18 protein-coding genes and 1 riboswitch are annotated in these 16,403 nt (G+C 74.7%); of the genes, 8 read left to right on the forward strand and 10 right to left on the reverse strand.

The genetic code is table 11. The features are described 5' to 3' along the window. Window positions 1-18: 18 nt before the first annotated feature. The 5 genes from ACI8AG_RS18305 (at window position 19) to ACI8AG_RS18325 (ending at window position 4,736) form a co-directional block, all read left to right on the forward strand. A complete protein-coding gene (locus ACI8AG_RS18305; protein ID WP_456598145.1) occupies window positions 19-1,605 on the forward strand; it encodes a Re/Si-specific NAD(P)(+) transhydrogenase subunit alpha in 1,587 nt (528 codons plus the stop codon). Further along, entirely contained in the window at window positions 1,602-3,017 is a 1,416-nt protein-coding gene (gene pntB / locus ACI8AG_RS18310; RefSeq protein ID WP_456598146.1) for a Re/Si-specific NAD(P)(+) transhydrogenase subunit beta, read from the forward strand. The genes ACI8AG_RS18305 and pntB overlap by 4 nt, the downstream gene beginning before the upstream one ends. Window positions 3,018-3,063: 46 nt before the next feature. Beyond that, entirely contained in the window at window positions 3,064-3,465 is a 402-nt protein-coding gene (locus tag ACI8AG_RS18315) for an STAS domain-containing protein (RefSeq protein ID WP_456598147.1), read from the forward strand. Between the two features lie 102 nt (window positions 3,466-3,567). Beyond that, the gene (locus ACI8AG_RS18320) at window positions 3,568-4,002 is read left to right on the forward strand and encodes a hypothetical protein (protein ID WP_456590708.1); all 435 of its coding nucleotides are present in this window, start codon (window positions 3,568-3,570) and stop codon (window positions 4,000-4,002) included. Window positions 4,003-4,004: 2 nt separating this feature from the next. Then, window positions 4,005-4,736, forward strand: a complete 732-nt coding sequence (locus tag ACI8AG_RS18325; protein WP_456598148.1) for a TSUP family transporter — start codon at window positions 4,005-4,007, stop codon at window positions 4,734-4,736. 3 nt (window positions 4,737-4,739) lie between these two features. Here the strand turns inward: ACI8AG_RS18325 and ACI8AG_RS18330 are convergent, their stop codons facing one another. The 6 genes from ACI8AG_RS18330 to ACI8AG_RS18355 form a co-directional block, all read right to left on the reverse strand. Further along, a complete protein-coding gene (locus ACI8AG_RS18330; RefSeq protein ID WP_456590710.1) occupies window positions 4,740-5,123 on the reverse strand; it encodes a hypothetical protein in 384 nt (127 codons plus the stop codon). Window positions 5,124-5,365: 242 nt separating this feature from the next. Then, window positions 5,366-6,241, reverse strand: a complete 876-nt coding sequence (locus tag ACI8AG_RS18335) for an aggregation-promoting factor C-terminal-like domain-containing protein (protein WP_456598149.1) — start codon at window positions 6,239-6,241, stop codon at window positions 5,366-5,368. Window positions 6,242-6,451: 210 nt separating this feature from the next. Then, window positions 6,452-6,578: riboswitch (cyclic di-AMP (ydaO/yuaA leader) on the reverse strand. A gap of 117 nt (window positions 6,579-6,695) precedes the next feature. Continuing rightward, complete coding sequence (locus ACI8AG_RS18340) at window positions 6,696-7,352, reverse strand: class I SAM-dependent methyltransferase (RefSeq protein WP_456598150.1); 657 nt, start codon at window positions 7,350-7,352, stop codon at window positions 6,696-6,698. Window positions 7,353-7,398: 46 nt separating this feature from the next. Next, complete coding sequence (locus tag ACI8AG_RS18345) at window positions 7,399-8,400, reverse strand: GNAT family N-acetyltransferase (RefSeq protein ID WP_456598151.1); 1,002 nt, start codon at window positions 8,398-8,400, stop codon at window positions 7,399-7,401. A 40-nt stretch (window positions 8,401-8,440) separates the two neighbouring features. Beyond that, a complete protein-coding gene (locus ACI8AG_RS18350) occupies window positions 8,441-9,280 on the reverse strand; it encodes an SDR family NAD(P)-dependent oxidoreductase (RefSeq protein ID WP_456598152.1) in 840 nt (279 codons plus the stop codon). Continuing rightward, the gene (locus tag ACI8AG_RS18355; protein WP_456598153.1) at window positions 9,280-10,767 is read right to left on the reverse strand and encodes a flavin-containing monooxygenase; all 1,488 of its coding nucleotides are present in this window, start codon (window positions 10,765-10,767) and stop codon (window positions 9,280-9,282) included. The genes ACI8AG_RS18350 and ACI8AG_RS18355 overlap by 1 nt, the downstream gene beginning before the upstream one ends. A 138-nt stretch (window positions 10,768-10,905) precedes the next feature. On the opposite strand from ACI8AG_RS18355, the gene ACI8AG_RS18360 reads away from it, so the two are divergent. Next, window positions 10,906-11,559 carry a TetR/AcrR family transcriptional regulator gene (locus ACI8AG_RS18360; protein WP_456598154.1) on the forward strand — a complete coding sequence of 218 codons (654 nt, stop codon included), beginning with the start codon at window positions 10,906-10,908 and terminating at the stop codon, window positions 11,557-11,559. Window positions 11,560-11,568: 9 nt separating this feature from the next. Here the strand turns inward: ACI8AG_RS18360 and ACI8AG_RS18365 are convergent, their stop codons facing one another. From ACI8AG_RS18365 to ACI8AG_RS18375, 3 genes are all read right to left on the reverse strand, one after another. Continuing rightward, on the reverse strand, window positions 11,569-12,489 hold the full coding sequence (locus ACI8AG_RS18365; RefSeq protein WP_456598155.1) for an SMP-30/gluconolactonase/LRE family protein: 921 nt from the start codon (window positions 12,487-12,489) through the stop codon (window positions 11,569-11,571). A gap of 82 nt (window positions 12,490-12,571) precedes the next feature. Then, entirely contained in the window at window positions 12,572-13,081 is a 510-nt protein-coding gene (locus ACI8AG_RS18370; protein WP_456590718.1) for a universal stress protein, read from the reverse strand. 100 nt (window positions 13,082-13,181) lie between these two features. Next, complete coding sequence (locus ACI8AG_RS18375) at window positions 13,182-14,105, reverse strand: DivIVA domain-containing protein (RefSeq protein ID WP_456598156.1); 924 nt, start codon at window positions 14,103-14,105, stop codon at window positions 13,182-13,184. Window positions 14,106-14,342: 237 nt separating this feature from the next. On the opposite strand from ACI8AG_RS18375, the gene ACI8AG_RS18380 reads away from it, so the two are divergent. Continuing rightward, window positions 14,343-15,503 (forward strand): LLM class flavin-dependent oxidoreductase, encoded by a 1,161-nt coding sequence (locus ACI8AG_RS18380; protein WP_456598157.1) that lies wholly within the window; start codon window positions 14,343-14,345, stop codon window positions 15,501-15,503. Beyond that, window positions 15,500-16,120: an FMN reductase gene (locus ACI8AG_RS18385; RefSeq protein WP_456598158.1), complete on the forward strand. Its 621-nt coding sequence runs from the start codon at window positions 15,500-15,502 to the stop codon at window positions 16,118-16,120. Before ACI8AG_RS18380 ends, ACI8AG_RS18385 begins: the two co-directional genes overlap by 4 nt. Window positions 16,121-16,151: 31 nt before the next feature. Here ACI8AG_RS18385 and ACI8AG_RS18390 read toward each other — a convergent pair whose 3' ends face one another. Then, complete coding sequence (locus ACI8AG_RS18390; protein ID WP_456598159.1) at window positions 16,152-16,337, reverse strand: hypothetical protein; 186 nt, start codon at window positions 16,335-16,337, stop codon at window positions 16,152-16,154. Window positions 16,338-16,403 lie beyond the last annotated feature (66 nt).

The following is a 16,403-nucleotide window of genomic DNA, read 5'->3' on the forward strand; positions in this document are numbered from 1 at the left end:
GAGGAATGGAGCGCCACGATGCAGATCGGAGTCCCGCGCGAGACGCGGCCCCGCGAGACCCGGGTGGCGGCGACCCCGGCGACGGTCACGCAGCTGGTGCGGCTGGGCTACGAGGTCGTGGTCGAGACCGGCGCCGGGGCGGCCGCCAGCTTCCCGGACGAGGCGTACGCGGAGGCCGGTGCGCGGGTCGGCTCGGGAACCGAGGCCTGGGGTGCGGAGGTCGTGCTGCGCGTGAACGCCCCCTCGCTGAGCGAGATCGGGCGGCTGGCCGACGGCGCGACGCTGATCAGCCTGCTGGCCCCCGCGCTGAACCCCGACCTGGTGGACGCGCTCGCCGCCCGCCCGATCACGGCGCTGGCCATGGACGCCGTGCCCCGGATCTCCCGGGCCCAGTCGATGGACGTGCTGTCCTCGATGGCCAACATCGCCGGGTACCGGGCGGTCGTCGAGGCGGCCAACGTGTTCGGCCGGTTCTTCACCGGCCAGGTGACCGCGGCGGGCAAGGTCCCCCCGGCCAAGGTCCTGGTCGCCGGCGCGGGTGTGGCCGGGCTGGCCGCGATCGGCACCGCGTCCAGCCTGGGCGCCATCGTGCGGGCCACCGACGTCCGCCCGGAGGTGGCCGAGCAGGTGCGCTCCCTGGGGGGTGAGTACGTCGCCGTCCCCGCGGGGGAGCAGGAGGTCAGCGCCGACGGCTACGCCCGGGAGATGGGGGAGGACTTCAACCGGCGGGCGGCGCAGATGTACGCCGAGCAGGCGAAGGACGTCGACATCGTCATCACCACCGCCCTGATCCCCGGCCGGCCCGCCCCGCGGCTGATCACCGAGGAGATGGTCGCCGCCATGCGCTCGGGCTCGGTGATCGTGGACATGGCCGCGGCACAGGGCGGCAACGTGGCCGGCTCCGTGCCCGACGAGGTGGTCGTGACCGAGAACGGGGTCACGATCATCGGGTACACCGACCTGCCCGCCCGGCTCCCCGCGCAGGCCTCCCAGCTGTACGGCACCAACCTGGTCAACCTGCTGAAGCTGCTGACCCCGGCCAAGGACGGGCACCTCGTCCTGGACTTCGACGACGTCGTGCAGCGGGCGATCACCGTCGTGCGCGCGGGCGAGAAGACCTGGCCCCCGCCACCGGTACAGGTCTCCGCGGCACCACCACCTCCGCCCGCTCCCCCGGCCGGCGCCACCGCAGGGGCGCCGAGCGTGCCGCAGAAGACGCCCGCGCCGGCGCGGCGGTTCGCCCTCGTGGGACTGGCCGCGGCGCTGCTGTTCCTGGTGGCCGCCTACTCCCCCGACGAGCTGGTGGGGCACTTCACGGTGTTCGCGCTCTCCGTCGTCGTCGGCTTCTACGTCATCGGGGCCGTGCACCACGCCCTGCACACCCCGCTGATGTCGGTGACCAACGCGATCTCGGGGATCATCGTGGTCGGCGCACTGCTGCAGCTGAGCAGCGGCGACGGCGTCGTCCTGGCGCTCGCCTTCATCGCCACCCTGGTGGCCAGCATCAACGTCTTCGGCGGCTTCGCCGTCACCCGCCGGATGCTGGGGATGTTCTCCCGCGGCACGGGCGCTCCGGCCCGCACCACCCTCCCGGCCGCGCGATGACCGCCACCAGCGCCGCGGCCGCGGCCTACATCGTCGCCGCCCTGCTGTTCATCCTGAGCCTGGCCGGGCTGTCGCGGCACGAGACCGCCAAGGCGGGCAACGCCTACGGCATCGCCGGCATGGCGATCGCCCTGGCGGCCACCATCGGCGTGGCCACGCAGGACATCTCGGCCGTCGGGCTCACCCTGCTCGTCGTCGCCGTGGCGATCGGTGCCGCGATCGGTCTGTGGCGGGCCCGCAAGGTCGAGATGACCGGCATGCCGGAGCTCATCGCGCTGCTGCACAGCTTCGTCGGCCTGGCCGCAGTCCTCGTCGGCTGGAACGGCTACCTGTCGGTCGAGGGCGTCGAGCCGCAGGACGGTGGCCCCCTGCTCACCGGGGCCGAGGCCGGCATCCACTCCGGCGAGGTCGTGGTCGGGGTCTTCATCGGCGCGGTGACCTTCACCGGCTCGATCGTCGCCTTCCTCAAGCTCTCCGCGCGCATGAAGAGCAACCCGCTGATGCTCCCGGGGCGCAACTGGCTGAACCTCGGCGCACTGGCGCTGTTCGCCGTCCTGACCGTCGTCTTCGTGGTCGAGCCGAACCTGCTCGTGCTGTCGGTCGTGACGGTCCTCGCCCTGGCGCTGGGCTGGCATCTGGTGGCCTCGATCGGCGGCGGTGACATGCCCGTCGTCGTCTCGATGCTCAACAGCTACTCCGGCTGGGCCGCTGCCGCATCGGGCTTCCTGCTGGGCAACGACCTGCTGATCATCACCGGCGCCCTGGTCGGCTCCTCCGGCGCCTACCTCTCCTACATCATGTGCAAGGCGATGAACCGCTCGTTCCTCTCGGTCATCGCGGGCGGGTTCGGCAACGAGGGCGCGGCGGCCGCCTCCGACGTGGACTACGGCGAGCACACCGAGATCTCGGCCGAGGAGACCGCAGAGCTCCTGCGGAACTCGAAGTCGGTGGTCATCACCCCGGGCTACGGCATGGCGGTCGCCCAGGCGCAGAGCGCCGTCGCCGAGCTGACCCGCAAGCTGCGTGCGCAGGACGTCGACGTGCGCTTCGGCATCCACCCGGTGGCCGGGCGCCTGCCCGGGCACATGAACGTGCTCCTGGCCGAGGCCAAGGTGCCCTACGACGTCGTCCTGGAGATGGACGAGATCAACGACGACTTCGCCGACACCTCGGTGGTGCTGGTCATCGGCGCCAACGACACCGTCAACCCGGCCGCCACCGACGACCCCACCAGCCCGATCGCCGGCATGCCCGTGCTGCGGGTGTGGGAGGCCGAGCACGTGGTCGTGTTCAAGCGGTCCATGAACACGGGCTACGCCGGCGTGCAGAACCCGCTGTTCTTCCGGGACAACAGCCGGATGCTCTTCGGCGACGCCCGGGAGCAGGTGGAGGCGATCCTCAAGGCGCTGTGAGCCGTTCGGCCTGGCCCGCCGCCCCCGAAGCGCCTACGCTGTGCACATGCACGCGCACGTTCCGCTGAGCGAGGGCGCGTCGCCGCGGGGGTGCGACCACGTGCGCCCGGCGGCGCAGCTCAGCGCACCGTCCGCGCCGCCGGCCTTCCGCGCCTACGTCGACCGGTACGGGATTGCGCTGGTCGGGGACCTCGACGTCGCCTGCGCGGAGCGGCTGGCGGGGATTCTGGGGGCCGTCCCGATCGAGGGCGACGCCTGCCCCCTGGATCTTTCCGGGCTCCGGTTCGCCGACGTGGCCGGCTGCCGGGCGATCGCCCGCTGGGCCCGGTCCCTGGCCGACGCCGGAGTCCGGGTGGAGCTGCGCGACGCGCCTCCGCTCGTCCAGCGGGCCTGGCAGCTGCTGGCGCTCGACCGGTGGGCGCGCGTCGCGTTCACCGACGCCGCCTGATCGACCGCGCGCAAGGGTCCCCACCGCCCGGCGCGGCCGGTCGCCGGCGCTACGCCCGGTCGCCGGGTTGCGCCCGCGGCACCGGTCGCCGACGGTTGCCAGGTGGATCCCTTCCGCGGTCTCGGCATGCCCCGCATCCCCGGGTTCGGCGAGCTGCTCGCGCTGCTGCAGGCCCAGACCGAGGCGCTCTCCCAGCTCCCCCGGACGCTGGCCGACCTCAACGGCACGGTCCGCGAGCTGACCGCCGCCACCACGTCCGCCCGGGAGACGATCGCCTCCGCGCAGCGGATCACCGAACGCCTGGAGAGCCTGCTCGAGGAGTTGGAGGAGCCGGTGCGGGCGCTGCGCCCCGGCATCGAGCGGGTCGGTCGCGTGCTCGACGACCCCGCCGTCGACACCGTGCCCGAGACGCTGCGCCGGATCCACGACGACCTCATGCCCCTGGTCCACGGGCTGCGCCAGGCGCAGAGCCGGGTGGGTTCGGTCACCGGCCTGCTCCGTCGTCGTCCGCCGGAGGACGAGGACGACGGCTACTGAGCGTGGAGCTGGCCACCGACCCGCTCGCACTCCTGGCGTGCGGCCTGGCGGTGCTGGTGGCGTCCGTCGTCCAGACGGCGACCGGCATGGGCTTCGGCCTCCTCGCCGGACCGCTGGTGCTGCTGGTGCAGCCCGCTCTCGTGCCCGGCCCGCTGCTGGTGGGCACGCTGACCGCGCTGCTGCCGGTGGTGTGGCGCGAACGGTCCGCACTGGAGCTCGACAACCTCCGCGGTGCGATGCTCGCCTCGGCCCCCGGCGTTGTCGTCGGCTTGGGGCTGGTGCAGGTCATCGACGGCCGGTTGTTGGGGATAACGGTTGCTGTCGTCGTGCTGCTCGCCTGTGGCGCGTCGCTCGCCGGGGTGCGGTTGCCGGGCGGGCGGCGCGCGCTCACCGTCGCCGGCTTCGCCTCCGGGACGCTCTCGACTGTCGCGGCGACGCCCGGACCGCCCCTGGTGGTCACCTACCGCGCGCCCACCCCGGCCGCCCAGCGGGCGAACCTGTCGGTGTTCTTCGTCGGGACGACGCTGCTGTCCCTCGGCGTGCTGGTCGCCGGCGGCGAGCTCGACGGGGGCGGGCTGCTCACCGGTGCGGGGCTGGTGCCGTTCGTGCTGACCGGCTTCCTCCTCGCCGGACCCCTGCGCCGGCGGCTGGCCCTGCCGGCCATGCGCCGCGCCGCCCTGGTGCTGTGCCTGCTCTCCGGCGCGGTGCTGCTCGTCAGGTCGCTGGCGGGCTGACCGTCACTGCTCGACGGGCGGCTCCCGGCGCACGATGTCGCCGACGGCCTCCTCCAGCCGCGCCCAGGTCGTGCTCCACTCGACCAGGGGGTCGAGGATCCGCTCGAAGACGGCGAGCTGCTGGTCGAACGCGTCGAGCTGAGCGCGCATGGCGGCGATCGAGGTGCGCTGCGCGGTCACCATCTCCTTGACGGCGCGCAGCTGGGCCGCCGACATCGCCCCGGGCGGGCTGGGCAGGGCCGGCAGCGGGAGGCGGGACGTCGCATTCCCGGCGAGGTTACGGGCGCGGTCGGAGAAGAACCGCAGCTGGTTCACGAACTCGTCGATCGACCGCCCGACGATCCCGCTCTGCGGGGTGGTCCGGTCGGCGTCGTCGGCCTCGGTCATCGCTCCCCCTCCGTGCACGCTGCACCGACCTTAGGCCTGGAGCCGAGGCTCGGCTGCGCTGAGCCGACCCCGGGCATTGGAAGCTCTACCTGCGTCCTCGGGGCCGACGACGCAGGTAAAGCCTCCAATGCCTCAGCGGGGACGCCCCCGTCCGAAGACCACCCCGAGCGTGGTGACGTGCTGGAACGGCCTCGCCGCAGGGTCCCGCCCCGCGCGGGCGAGGGGCGGGGGCAGAGGCCCGCTCAGTACCAGCCGGTGGCCTGGGAGTGCGACCACGCGCCGCACGGGGAGCCGTAGCGGTTGTTGATGTAGATCAGGCCGGCGTCGATCTGCCGGTAGCCGTCGGAGGTCTTGGCGATGCCGGTCCCGGCCCAGGTGGAGTCGAGGAACTGCGCGATGCCGTAGGCGGTGCTCCGCGGGTTCTGGGCGTTCGGGTTCCACCCGCTCTCCTTGCCCCACAGGCTCTCCAGGCAGCTGAACTCGCTGCCCGAGCCGCCGAGCTTGCCCATCGCGTACTCCTGGAAGGAGCCGGCCGGGGCCGCGGCGGCCGGCGCGGGAGCGCTCCGGGCAGGAGCCGGAGCCGGGGCCGGGGCCGGGGCCGGGGCCGGGGCTGGTGCGGCCGGCGCCGGGGTGCGGGCGGCCTGCTCCCGGGCCGCCTGCACGCGGGCGGCCTCCTCGGCAGCGGCCTTGCGGGCGGCCTCCTCGGCAGCGGCCTTGCGCGCGGCTTCCTCCTCGGCGGCGCGGCGGGCGGCCTCCTCGGCGGCACGGCGGTCCAGCTCGGCCTGCTCGGCCGCGGCCCGCGCCTCCGCCGCGGCGGCCTGCTCGGCCGCGCGCTCGCTGCGGCTCGCGGCCAGCTGGCCGAGGGTGTCGGCCGCGGCCACCGTCACGTCGGGCGCGGGGGTCTCGTCGGTGATGCCGAGCTGCTCGGCGACGCTGACGGAGGCCAGCTCCGGCTCGGCCTGGGCGACCGGCTCGTCGGCGACGACGCCGTTGGCCAGCAGGCCGCCTGCCGCGGCGACCGCCAGGAGCAGCAGCGCGGAACGGCGGACCGTCTTCGTCGAACGGCGCCCGGTCGTGGGGCGGAGAGCACGGGTGATCGAGGTGGCGCGAAGGTTCATGGGGAGGAACTGCTCCAGGGGCAGGGGGCGGCAGGGCCGGCGACGGCGGCGGGAACTGCTGCGGGGATGGTCGAGGGGCAGCGGTGTCGGGCGTACGCCCGGGCGCTCAGCGCGGGGAAGGCGCGCGCGAGGCTCCGTACCGGCTGCGGTTCCGTGCAAGGTGGGCCCGCAGGCTCGCCATGCGGCGGCTCTCCGTTTCTTCCGTCGTGCCGCCTACCGGGTTAGCTGACGGATTCGGGCGGGAAGCGGCCCTACCCGCGCCAGGACGTGCCCCGGCGCGCGATTCACCCCAGTACTTCGGTGGGTCCCCGGCTCGCCCTCGGCGGGCGACTCGGCGGCGCCCGGCGGACCTCCCCCGGATGGGGAGAGAACGACCGGCCGGGCGGGACCCACGGTAACCAGCGTTATCCGTTCGTGACAATCCCCTGGCGGGAAAAGGAACGGGAGGTGACCGTCAGGGGAGCCGCCAGACCGTGGTCCGGCGCACCGGCACCGGCCCGGTGGGCGACGGCTCGGTGTCGGGCACGTCGTAGACCGCCAGCGCTTCCAGCCGGTCCTCGGGGAGGTACACCCGCCCGGGATCACCGATCAGCACCTCGGCACCGCCGGCCCGGGCCGCCTCGAGGAAGGGCAGCACCCGGTCGGTCATCTCCCGGTCGTAGCAGACGTCGCCGGCGAGGACGACCGCGACGTCGGGCGGCTCGCCCCCGAGCACGTCGCCGGCGGGCGTGATGCCCGAGGTGCCGTTCCGCTCGGCGTTGACGGCGATCGCGGTCAGCGCGAACGGGTCGACGTCGCTGGCGAGCACCGCGGTCGCGCCGGCCAGGACCGCCGCGACCGCGACCAGGCCGCTGCCCGCCCCCAGGTCCAGCACGGTGCGCCCGGCCACCAGGCCGGGGTGGTCGAGCACGTGGCGGGCCAGCGCCTGGCCGCCCGGCCAGGCCGCGGCCCAGAACGGCGGGTCCGTGGAGGTGCGCCCGTGCTCGGTCTCCATCGCCTCCCACAGGGCGACGACGTCGGCGGCGACCAGCAGCTCCACCTCGGGCACCAGGTCCGGCCGGACCGGCCGGGTGTGGGCGCGGACGAACTCCGCAGGGATGGAACGGTCCACCCCGGCAGTCAACCGCACGCGACCCGGGGCGGTGGGACCGCCCGGCTCAGAGGCGGGTCGACCAGGACGACAGCGCGCCGGCGGGGCGGAAACCCAGCGCCTCGTTGACCGCGACCATGGGCGTGTTGCCCTCGGAGTTGTAGGTGCTGATCCGCCGGACGCCGGGGAACCCCGCTGCCAGCTCCCGCAGCACGGCCGCCTTCATCCGGGCGCCGAGCCGGTGCCCCCGGTGCTCACGGAGCACCAGCGTGCCGCCCTGGTGGGCGAGCGCCGGCTGGGCGAGCGGGATCTGCAGGTCGGTGAAGCCGACCAGCCGGCCGCCGATCACCGCGCCCGCGCTGAGCACCGTCCGGCCCCGGGCGACGTGGGTCCGCTCGTACTCGCGGATCCGGTCCCCGTCCCACTCCTCCTCCCCCACCGGCAGATCGCCGTGGGGTGCGTCGGTGGTCATGCGCCGCTCCAGCAGCGCCCGGTCGGCCAGCAGCGCGTCCGGGGTGCGGTCCCGCCAGGTGACGATCTCGTACCCGGCGCCGGCCGCGGCCTCGAGCGCCCCCAGCCGGTCCTCGTCGACCGGCAGCACCAGTTCCCGGCGGGTCTCCACCAGGTCGCAGGACCAGCCGTGCCGCTCGGCGAAGGCGCGGCCCGGCGCCCCGGGGCCGGGCTCGTCCACCTCGCTCACCAGCGAGCTGCGGCCGTGCGCGGCGGCGAGTACCCGGGCCTCGGCCAGCAGCGCGCTCCCGAGGCCACGGCGCCGGGAGGCCGGGTGCACCGCGAGGTCCACCACCGCCAGCGTCGGGTTGTCCTTGCGCGGGAGGATCAGCCGGAGCGCGCCGGCGACCGCGCCGTCCACCAGGGCGGCCCGGTGGGTGCCGTCCCGGGAGCCACCGGGCGCGACGAGCTCCCACCCCAGCGCGACGTGCTCCTGCGCCGGCCGGGGCGGGTCCTGCGGCCGGGCGGCCCGGCCGGAGGCGGCCCACACCTCGCACCAGGAGGGGAAGAGGTCGTCGTCGGGGCCGAGCTCGACGATCCGGCAGGAGGGGTCGGTCACGTCCCCGTTCTACTGCCACCGGCAACCCTTTTCCCGGTGCTCAGCCCCTCGGCCGCGCCGCGGTCGCCCGGCGAGCGATCAGCCGCCAGTAGGTGCCGGGCAGCAGGCGGACCAGCACGTCGGGCACCGTGGCGGTCCAGCCGATCAGCAGCCGGGGGCGGCGGCGCTCGACGGCTGCCACGATGCGGGCGGCGGCGTCCTCCGGCGGCATCCGCAGCAGCTTGCTGAACTGCGCCCGCCCCTTTTCGTACTCCTCCACCGAGACGCCCGCGCCGGTGCGGGCGCTCTCGGCGATCCGCGTCCGGATCCCACCCGGGTGCACGACCGTGACGCCGATGCCGTCGTCGGCGAGCTCGTGACGGAGCGCCTCGCTGAACCCCCGGACGGCGAACTTGCTCGTCGCGTACGCGACCTGCCCGGCCGGGGCGAAGATGCCGAAGACGCTGGAGACGTTGACGACGTGGGCGCCGGGGTGGGTCTTCAGCACGGGCAGCAGCATGTGGGTGAGGCGGACGACGGCGCGCAGGTTCACCGCCAGGACCCACTCGAAGTCCGCCAGCCCGATCTGGTCGAAGCGACCGCCCAGGGCGACCCCCGCGTTGTTGACCAGCAGCGTGGTCTCGGGGTGCTCGGCCACCAGCGTCCGGGCCACCCGCGCGGTCGCCTCGTCGTCGGCCAGGTCCACGACGTGCGTCGCCACGCGCAGGGCCGGGTGGTCGGCGGCGATCCGACCGGCCACCGCCGCCAGCCGGTCGGCGTCGCGGTCCAGCAGCACCAGGTGGCTGCCCCGGTCGGCCAGCTGCACGGCCAGCGCCTCGCCGATCCCGCTGGCGGCGCCCGTGACGACCGCCGTCCCGCCCGCGAAGGCGTAGGGCCCCATCAGGCCACGACCCGATCCGCGTGGGCGGCTGCGGGCACGCGCGGCTGAAAGGTCATGCCCTCGTCCTCGAGCGAGCCCCGGCGCATCATGGCGACGTCCCGCAGGTAGTTCTGGTGCAGCCGCCAGGGTGTGCGGCGCCCCTGCTGCGGCAGGCCGGCGAGGCTGCGCTGGACGTAGCCCGCCGCGAGGTCGAGGAAGGGCGCTCCCCCGCCCTCCGGGGGGGCGACCGGCGTGGCCGACGCGTAGCCGTGCTCCTCGAGGTGGTCCAGCAGGCGGCAGACGTAGCGGTTGACCAGGTCGGCCTTGAGGGTCCACGAGGCGTTCGTGTACCCGATGACCATGGCGAAGTTGGGCACGCCGGAGAGCATCATGCCCTTGTAGGACACCCGCTCGGGCAACTCGACCGGCTCCCCGTCGACCACGATCCGCATCCCGCCGACCGGCAGCAGGTTCAGGCCGGTCGCGGTGACGACGACGTCGGCCGCCAGGTGCTCGCCCGACGTCAGCTCGATCCCCTCCTCGGTGAACGTCGCGATCCGGTCGGTGACGATGGACGCCGCGCCCCGGCGGAGGGCTCGGAACAGGTCTCCGTCGGGCACCAGGCACAGCCGCTGGTCCCAGGGGTCGTAGGGCGGGTTGAAGTGCGTGTCGACGTCGACCCCCGGCAGCTGCTTCTGCGTCATGCGACGGATCAGCGAGCGGACCAGGGCCGGCCGGCGCCGGCTGAGCTGGTAGAGCGCGGTGCTGGTGAGCACGTTCTTCCACCGCACGACCGAGTAGGCCACCCGCTCCGGCAGCCGCGCCCGCAGCTTCTGCGCGATCGGGTCACGGCCGGGCAGCGACATGACGTAGCTGGGCGTGCGCTGCAGCATGGTCACGTGCTCGGCCTGCTCCGCCAGGTTGGGCACCAGCGTGACCGCGGTGGCGCCGCTACCGACGACGACGACCCGCTTGCCGGTCAGGTCGATGCCCTCGGGCCAGTGCTGCGGGTGGAGAAGCTGCCCCCGGAAGCGCTGCTCGCCCGGGAACTCCGGCCGGAACCCCTGGTCGTAGCGGTAGTAGCCGGAGCAGACCGACAGCCACGTGCACGTGAGGGTGACCGTCTCGCCGGTGTCGGCGCGCGCGGCGGTGACCGCCCAGCGGGCCTCGGCGCTCGACCACTCCGCCGACACGACGCGGTGGTGGTAGCGGATCCTCTCCGTGACGCCGTACTCGCGGGCCGTCTCCTCGATGTACCGGCGGATGGTCGGCCCGTCGGCGATCGACTCGGGCTCCCGCCACGGGCGGAAGGAGTAGCCCAGGGTGAACATGTCCGAGTCCGACCGGATGCCCGGGTAGCGGAACAGGTCCCAGGTCCCGCCCAGCGCCGCCCGCGACTCCAGCACCGCGTAGCTGGTCCCCGGCCGCTCCCGTTCCAGGTGGCAGGCGGCACCGACACCGGAGAGCCCGGCGCCGACGATCAGGACGTCCACGTGCTCGGTGGTCATGCCAGCACTCTCCGGTTCGCTCCGCCGGGCCGTTCGGCCGCACCCCGCGCCGCGGGTGGCCCGCCGACGCTATCGACGCAGTGTCGAGGGAGTCAACGGGGTGTCGAGTCGGGGCCGCGTGCGGCTATCCTCCGCTCCGTGCCGGCTGCCGCGAGTCATGTGCCCGCTGCTGGGCGGGGACGGCGTCCGGTCCGGCCCTCCGGCGACGACCGGGAGCTCGCGATCCTCACCACCGCCGAGCGCCTCCTCGCCGAACGGCCGTTGGCGGCCATCTCGGTCGACGACCTCGCGCGCGGCGCCGGCATCTCCCGCCCGACGTTCTACTTCTACTTCTCGTCGAAGGACGCGGTACTGCTCTCGCTGCTCGATCGCGTCGTGGCCGAGGCCGACACGGCGATGCGCCGGGCGTTCGACACCCCGGCGGCCGGGGCGCGGGACGGCTGGGCACGCGCGATCGGCGCCTACTACGACACCTTCCGGACCCACCGTTCGCTCACCGTCGCCTGGGCGCAGGCCCGCTCCACCAACGACGAGGTGCGCGCGCTGTGGTCGGCGGTGCTCGAGCGCTGGGTGCAGCGTTCGGCGGCGGCGATCGACGCCGAGCGCGCGCGGGGCGCCGCGCCGCCGGGGCCGGCTGCGCGCGACCTCGCCGTCGCCCTGACCTCGATGAACGAGCGGGTGCTCTACGCCACCTTCAGCGGGGACGGCCCCGCTGTCGCCGAGCAGGACGTCGTCGAGGTCCTGCTCGGCATCTGGCTCCCCGCCGTCTACGGCACGCCGGCGCCGGACTGATCCCGGCCGTCAGACGGCGACCGTGGCCACCGTGCTGCCGGTGAGGCTGCCGAACCACAGGGTGCCGCCGGACTCGCGCACCCCGGTGAGCATCTCGAACCCGGGGATCTCCCCGTTGAACCGGTGCACCGTCGCCCCGTGCTCGTCGACGGCGAGCACCCCCAGCGTCCGGCCGGGGCTGGGCTGCAGAGCCGGCGGCAGCGCGCTCAGCAGCGCCCGCAGCGGTGCGGGCAGCCGGTGGATGGCGGCCAGCGCCGCGACGCGCGGGCTGGGGAGGGTGATCCACACCAGCCCGTCGGATCCCAGCGCGATGTTGTCGGGATGGCCGGGGAGGTCGTCGACGAACACCTCGCTCGCGCCGGCCCGGGCGCCGGTCAGCCACACTCGCCGGAGCCGCGCCGCGCCGGTCTCGGCGACCGCCACCCAGGACTCGTCCGCGGCGAGCGCGACCCCGTTCGCGAACTCCAGCCCGCCGAGCAGCTCGGTCACGGTGCCGTCGGGGGTGCGGCGGAACAGCCGGCCGCTGGCGGTCCGCCGGACCAGGTCCGCCCGCCACTGCGGGATGCGGAACCGCTGGGAGGAGTCGGTGAAGTAGATCGTGCCGTCCGCGGCGACGGCTGCGTTGTTCACCGCCTCCAGCCGGCGGCCGGCCACCCGGTCGACCAGCGTCCGCACCGCCCCGTCGGCCAGCGAGACCGCCAGCAGCCCGGCGTCGGACGCGCACACCAGCAGCTCGTCCGCCCCGAGGAACTCCAGGCCCAGCGGACGGCCCGGCACGCGGGCGACCGCCTCGACCGGGGCGCCCGGTCCTGCCGTGCGCACGACCCGGCCGTCGGCCAGACCGGTGTAGACCCGCCCGGCCGCGTCGACGAGCACGTCCTCCGGCCCCTCGCCGACCGGTACCACCGTCGTGCCCGCGAAGTCGCGCACGCGCGTCTCCTCCCGCCGCCTGCCCGCGGTGGGTCCGCAGGTCAGCGGCAGTCTGCCCGACGCCCGCCCCGGGCCGTCGGCGTCACTCCCCGACGGCGGCGCCGACCTCGTCGGCGGTGAAGTCCCGCCCCTGGGCCCCGGTGCGCACCACCGTGACCGGGCAGGCGGCGTGGTGGACCAGCTGGTCGCTGACCGAGCCGAGCAGGAGCCCGGAGAAGCCACCGCGTCCACGCGCACCGACCACCAGCAGGGCCGCCCCCTCGGCGGCGGCGAGCAGGCCGGGCACCGGCGCGCGGTGGACGACGTGGCCGGTGACCCGCACCGCGGGGTCCAGACCGGCTGCGGCCACGTGCGCGGTGAGCTCGTCGTGCACCGCCTGCTCCCAGTCGGGCAGCGGCGGCACGTAGCCCGGCTCCCAGGTCGCGGGCCGCGGTGCGGTCGTCATCGACCAGGCGCGCACCACGTGCAGGTCGACGTCGGCGCGGTGGGCCAGCCGACCGGCCCACCGCAGCGCTTCCTGCGCGCACTTGGAACCGTCGTGCCCGACGACGACGCCACCCTCGACCTGAACGACCTCACGGACCTCGTCCACCGCTGACCTCCCTGTTGGCGCGCGCCGGTGCGATCACCGTGGGGGTCAGCCTCTCATCACGCGGGGCCGGTCACGTCACCGGCGCCGCCGCGCCGCGCCGTCAGCCCGCGACGGGCTCGCGCCGCGCGCCCAGGAGCGCCAGCTCCTCGGCCGGCGGCACGCCGACCGCCTGCAGCGCCGCGCCGATCCGGTCGGTCAGGCACCGCAGCGACTCCCGGGCCTGGTCGCGCTGCCTGCACAGGTCCTCGAACTCCGCCCGCACCGCGGCCAGGCGGGCGCCGGCCGCCTCCTCGGCTGCGGCCCGGTCGCGCCGGGCCTGCTCCGCGACGCGCTCCCGCTCCGCCGCGGCCTCGGCGGCCAGCCGGTCCCGCTCCGCCGCAGCCTCGGCGGCCAGCCGGTCCCGCTCCGCCGCGGCCTCGGCGGCCAGCCGGTCCCGCTCGGCCGCCGCGGCGCGCAGCAGCTCCTCGGCGTCGGCGCGGGCCTTCTCCAGGACGGCTGCACCCTCGGCCCGGTCCCGCTGCGCGTTCACGCGGAGCTGGTCGGCGACGTCGATGGCCAGCTCCTTGATCTCGTGGGCCTTGCGCAGCCGGGCGTCGGCCTCCAGGCGGGCATCGGCCCGCAGCTGCGCCGCCTCGGCCTCGGCGGCGTCCAGCACCTGCGCCGCCTGGTCCTCGGCCAGTCGCAGCACCTCCCCCACCCGTGCGCTGACCACCGGACGGTCCCGACCGACCGGCTGCTCGGCGAGCAGCCGCCGGGAGATCTCCAGCTCGGTGCCGCAGGCGACGACCCGGTCCAGCAGGTGCTCGCGCTCGCGGTGCGCGGCGGCGAGCTCGCCCTCGGCCCAGGCGACGTAGTTGTCGACCTGGAGCCGGTCGTAGCCACGCACGGAGCCCCGGAAGGTGGGCCGGTGGTCCAGCAAGGCCTCCAGATCGCTCGCCGGCTGCGAGGGCCGCGGAGCACTCCCGTCCGGCGGCACCCCCTCGTCCTGGGCACGGTTGGCGACGAACTCGACACGCCGGAGCATCCGGATGGCCCCCCTGGGAAGTAGGTGAAGCGGAATCTGCCAGAGGGCCGCACGGCGCGCGGGCGGCCGTGATTGCTCCGTGACCCGTGTCGCGGGCACCCCGGTGGCGCCACGGCAGGGCGTGCCGGATCAGTTACGGATCGCTTTCACCGGCGCTGGCCACCCGGAGGGGCGACCGGGCATAGAGCCGGGGTACGCCGCGTTGACCCGGCTGAGATGATTGCATGCTCAACCAGTTTGGAGATCGAGATGCAGTTCGGCGTCTTCACCGTCAGCGACATCACCACCGACCCCACGACCGGCCGCACCCCCACCGAGGCCGAGCGGCTGAAGGCGGTGCTGACCATCGCGCAGAAGGCCGAGGAGGTCGGGCTCGACGTCTTCGCCCTCGGCGAGCACCACAACCCGCCGTTCTTCTCCTCCTCCCCCACGACCACGCTGGCGTGGATCGCGGCGCGGACGCAGAGGCTGCAGCTGTCGACGTCGACGACGCTGATCACCACGAACGACCCGGTGAAGATCGCCGAGGACTACGCGATGCTGCAGCACCTGGCCGACGGCCGGGTCGACCTCATGATGGGCCGCGGCAACACCGGACCGGTCTACCCGTGGTTCGGGCAGGACATCCGCAACGGGATCGAGCTGGCGGTGGAGAACTACGCGCTGCTGCGCCGGCTCTGGACCGAGGACGTCGTCGACTGGCAGGGGCGGTTCCGCACCCCGCTCCAGGGCTTCACCTCCACGCCCCGGCCCCTGGACGGCGTCCCGCCGTTCGTGTGGCACGGCTCGATCCGCTCCCCGCAGATCGCCGAGCAGGCCGCGTACTACGGCGACGGCTTCTTCCACAACCACATCTTCTGGCCGGCGGAGCACACCCAGCGGATGGTGGAGTTCTACCGCCGCCGCTTCGAGCACTACGGCCACGGCAGCGCCGACCAGGCGATCGTGGGCCTGGGCGGGCAGGTGTTCATGCGCAAGAACAGCCAGGACGCGGTGGACGAGTTCCGCCCCTACTTCGACAACGCCCCGGTCTACGGCCACGGCCCGTCGCTCGAGGAGTTCAGCACCCAGACGCCGCTGACCGTGGGCAGCCCGCAGCAGGTGATCGAGCGCACGCTGGGCTTCCGCGACTACGTCGGGGACTACCAGCGGCAGCTGTTCCTCATCGACCACGCCGGCCTGCCGCTGAAGACGGTGCTGGAGCAGCTGGACATCCTCGGCGAGGAGGTCGTGCCGGTGCTGCGCCGCGAGTTCGCCGCTCTCAAGCCGGCGCACGTGCCGGACGCCCCCACCCACGCCTCCCGCGTCGCCGCGGCCGGCGGGGCGAAGGACGCCACCGTGCACGCCGATGGCGACAGCGTCACGGGCCAGGCCCGTGAGGAGATCGAGGTCCGATGAGCACGCGCACCCTCGCCGTCGTCAGCGCCGGGCTGAGCAACCCGTCGTCGACCCGGCTGCTGGCCGACCGGCTGACCGCGGCCGCGCAAGCCGCGCTGGCCGACCGCGGCATCACCGCGACCGTCGAGGTCGTCGAGCTGCGCGAACACGCCCGCGACCTCGCCGACAACCTGCTGACCGGCTTCGCGAACGAGGGGCTCCGCCGCGCCGTCGACACGGTGACCGGGGCCGACGGGCTCATCGCCGTGACCCCGATCTTCTCGGCGTCCTACAGCGGGCTGTTCAAGACCTTCGTCGACGTGCTGGACAAGGACGCCCTCACCGGCAGGCCCGTGCTGCTGGGGGCGACGGCGGGAACCGCCCGGCACTCGCTGGCGCTCGAGCACGCGATGCGCCCGCTCTTCGCCTACCTGCGCGCGACGGTGGTCCCGACCGCGGTCTTCGCCGCGCCCGAGGACTGGGCGGGCGGCACCGACGGCGGCCCCGGCCTCTCCGGCCGGGTGCGCCGCGCGGCAGGCGAGCTCGCCGACCTGGTCGCCGGCCGCCCCCCGGCCGTCCCGGCGGATCCCTTCGCCGACCCGACGACCTCGTTCGAGGACCTGCTCCGCGGCAGCTGAGGCCCGCCGGCGGGGCGGCCGGCCCGTCGGGTCAGTCGTCCTCCTCCTCGCCCTCCTCCTGCTCGCCCTCGCCGCCGCCTTCCTCCTGCTCGACGATGCCGCCCTCCTCGGCGGGCTCCTCGGCGCCGCAGGCGGTCGTGGTGAACGCCGCGGCCGCGAGGGCGATCCCCGCCGCGGCCGAACGCCAGCGACGGGTGGGCAGGGACGTGCGGTTCATGGGCTCTCCTCCGGACGGCCGACCGATGTCGGGTGCGGGTGCTCCCTGGTCTTCCCCGGCCGGGGC

This window comes from Blastococcus sp. SYSU DS0552, assembly GCF_054050815.1.

Coding starts and splice junctions, on each gene's coding strand:
- ACI8AG_RS18305 (WP_456598145.1), top strand. CDS start 19: ATGCAGATCGGAGTCCCGCGCGAGACGCGGCCCCGCGAGACCCGGGTG.
- pntB (WP_456598146.1), top strand. CDS start 1,602: ATGACCGCCACCAGCGCCGCGGCCGCGGCCTACATCGTCGCCGCCCTG.
- ACI8AG_RS18315 (WP_456598147.1), top strand. CDS start 3,064: ATGCACGCGCACGTTCCGCTGAGCGAGGGCGCGTCGCCGCGGGGGTGC.
- ACI8AG_RS18330 (WP_456590710.1), bottom strand. CDS start 5,123: ATGACCGAGGCCGACGACGCCGACCGGACCACCCCGCAGAGCGGGATC.
- ACI8AG_RS18335 (WP_456598149.1), bottom strand. CDS start 6,241: ATGAACCTTCGCGCCACCTCGATCACCCGTGCTCTCCGCCCCACGACC.
- ACI8AG_RS18350 (WP_456598152.1), bottom strand. CDS start 9,280: ATGGGGCCCTACGCCTTCGCGGGCGGGACGGCGGTCGTCACGGGCGCC.
- ACI8AG_RS18355 (WP_456598153.1), bottom strand. CDS start 10,767: ATGACCACCGAGCACGTGGACGTCCTGATCGTCGGCGCCGGGCTCTCC.
- ACI8AG_RS18375 (WP_456598156.1), bottom strand. CDS start 14,105: ATGCTCCGGCGTGTCGAGTTCGTCGCCAACCGTGCCCAGGACGAGGGG.
- ACI8AG_RS18385 (WP_456598158.1), top strand. CDS start 15,500: ATGAGCACGCGCACCCTCGCCGTCGTCAGCGCCGGGCTGAGCAACCCG.
- ACI8AG_RS18390 (WP_456598159.1), bottom strand. CDS start 16,337: ATGAACCGCACGTCCCTGCCCACCCGTCGCTGGCGTTCGGCCGCGGCG.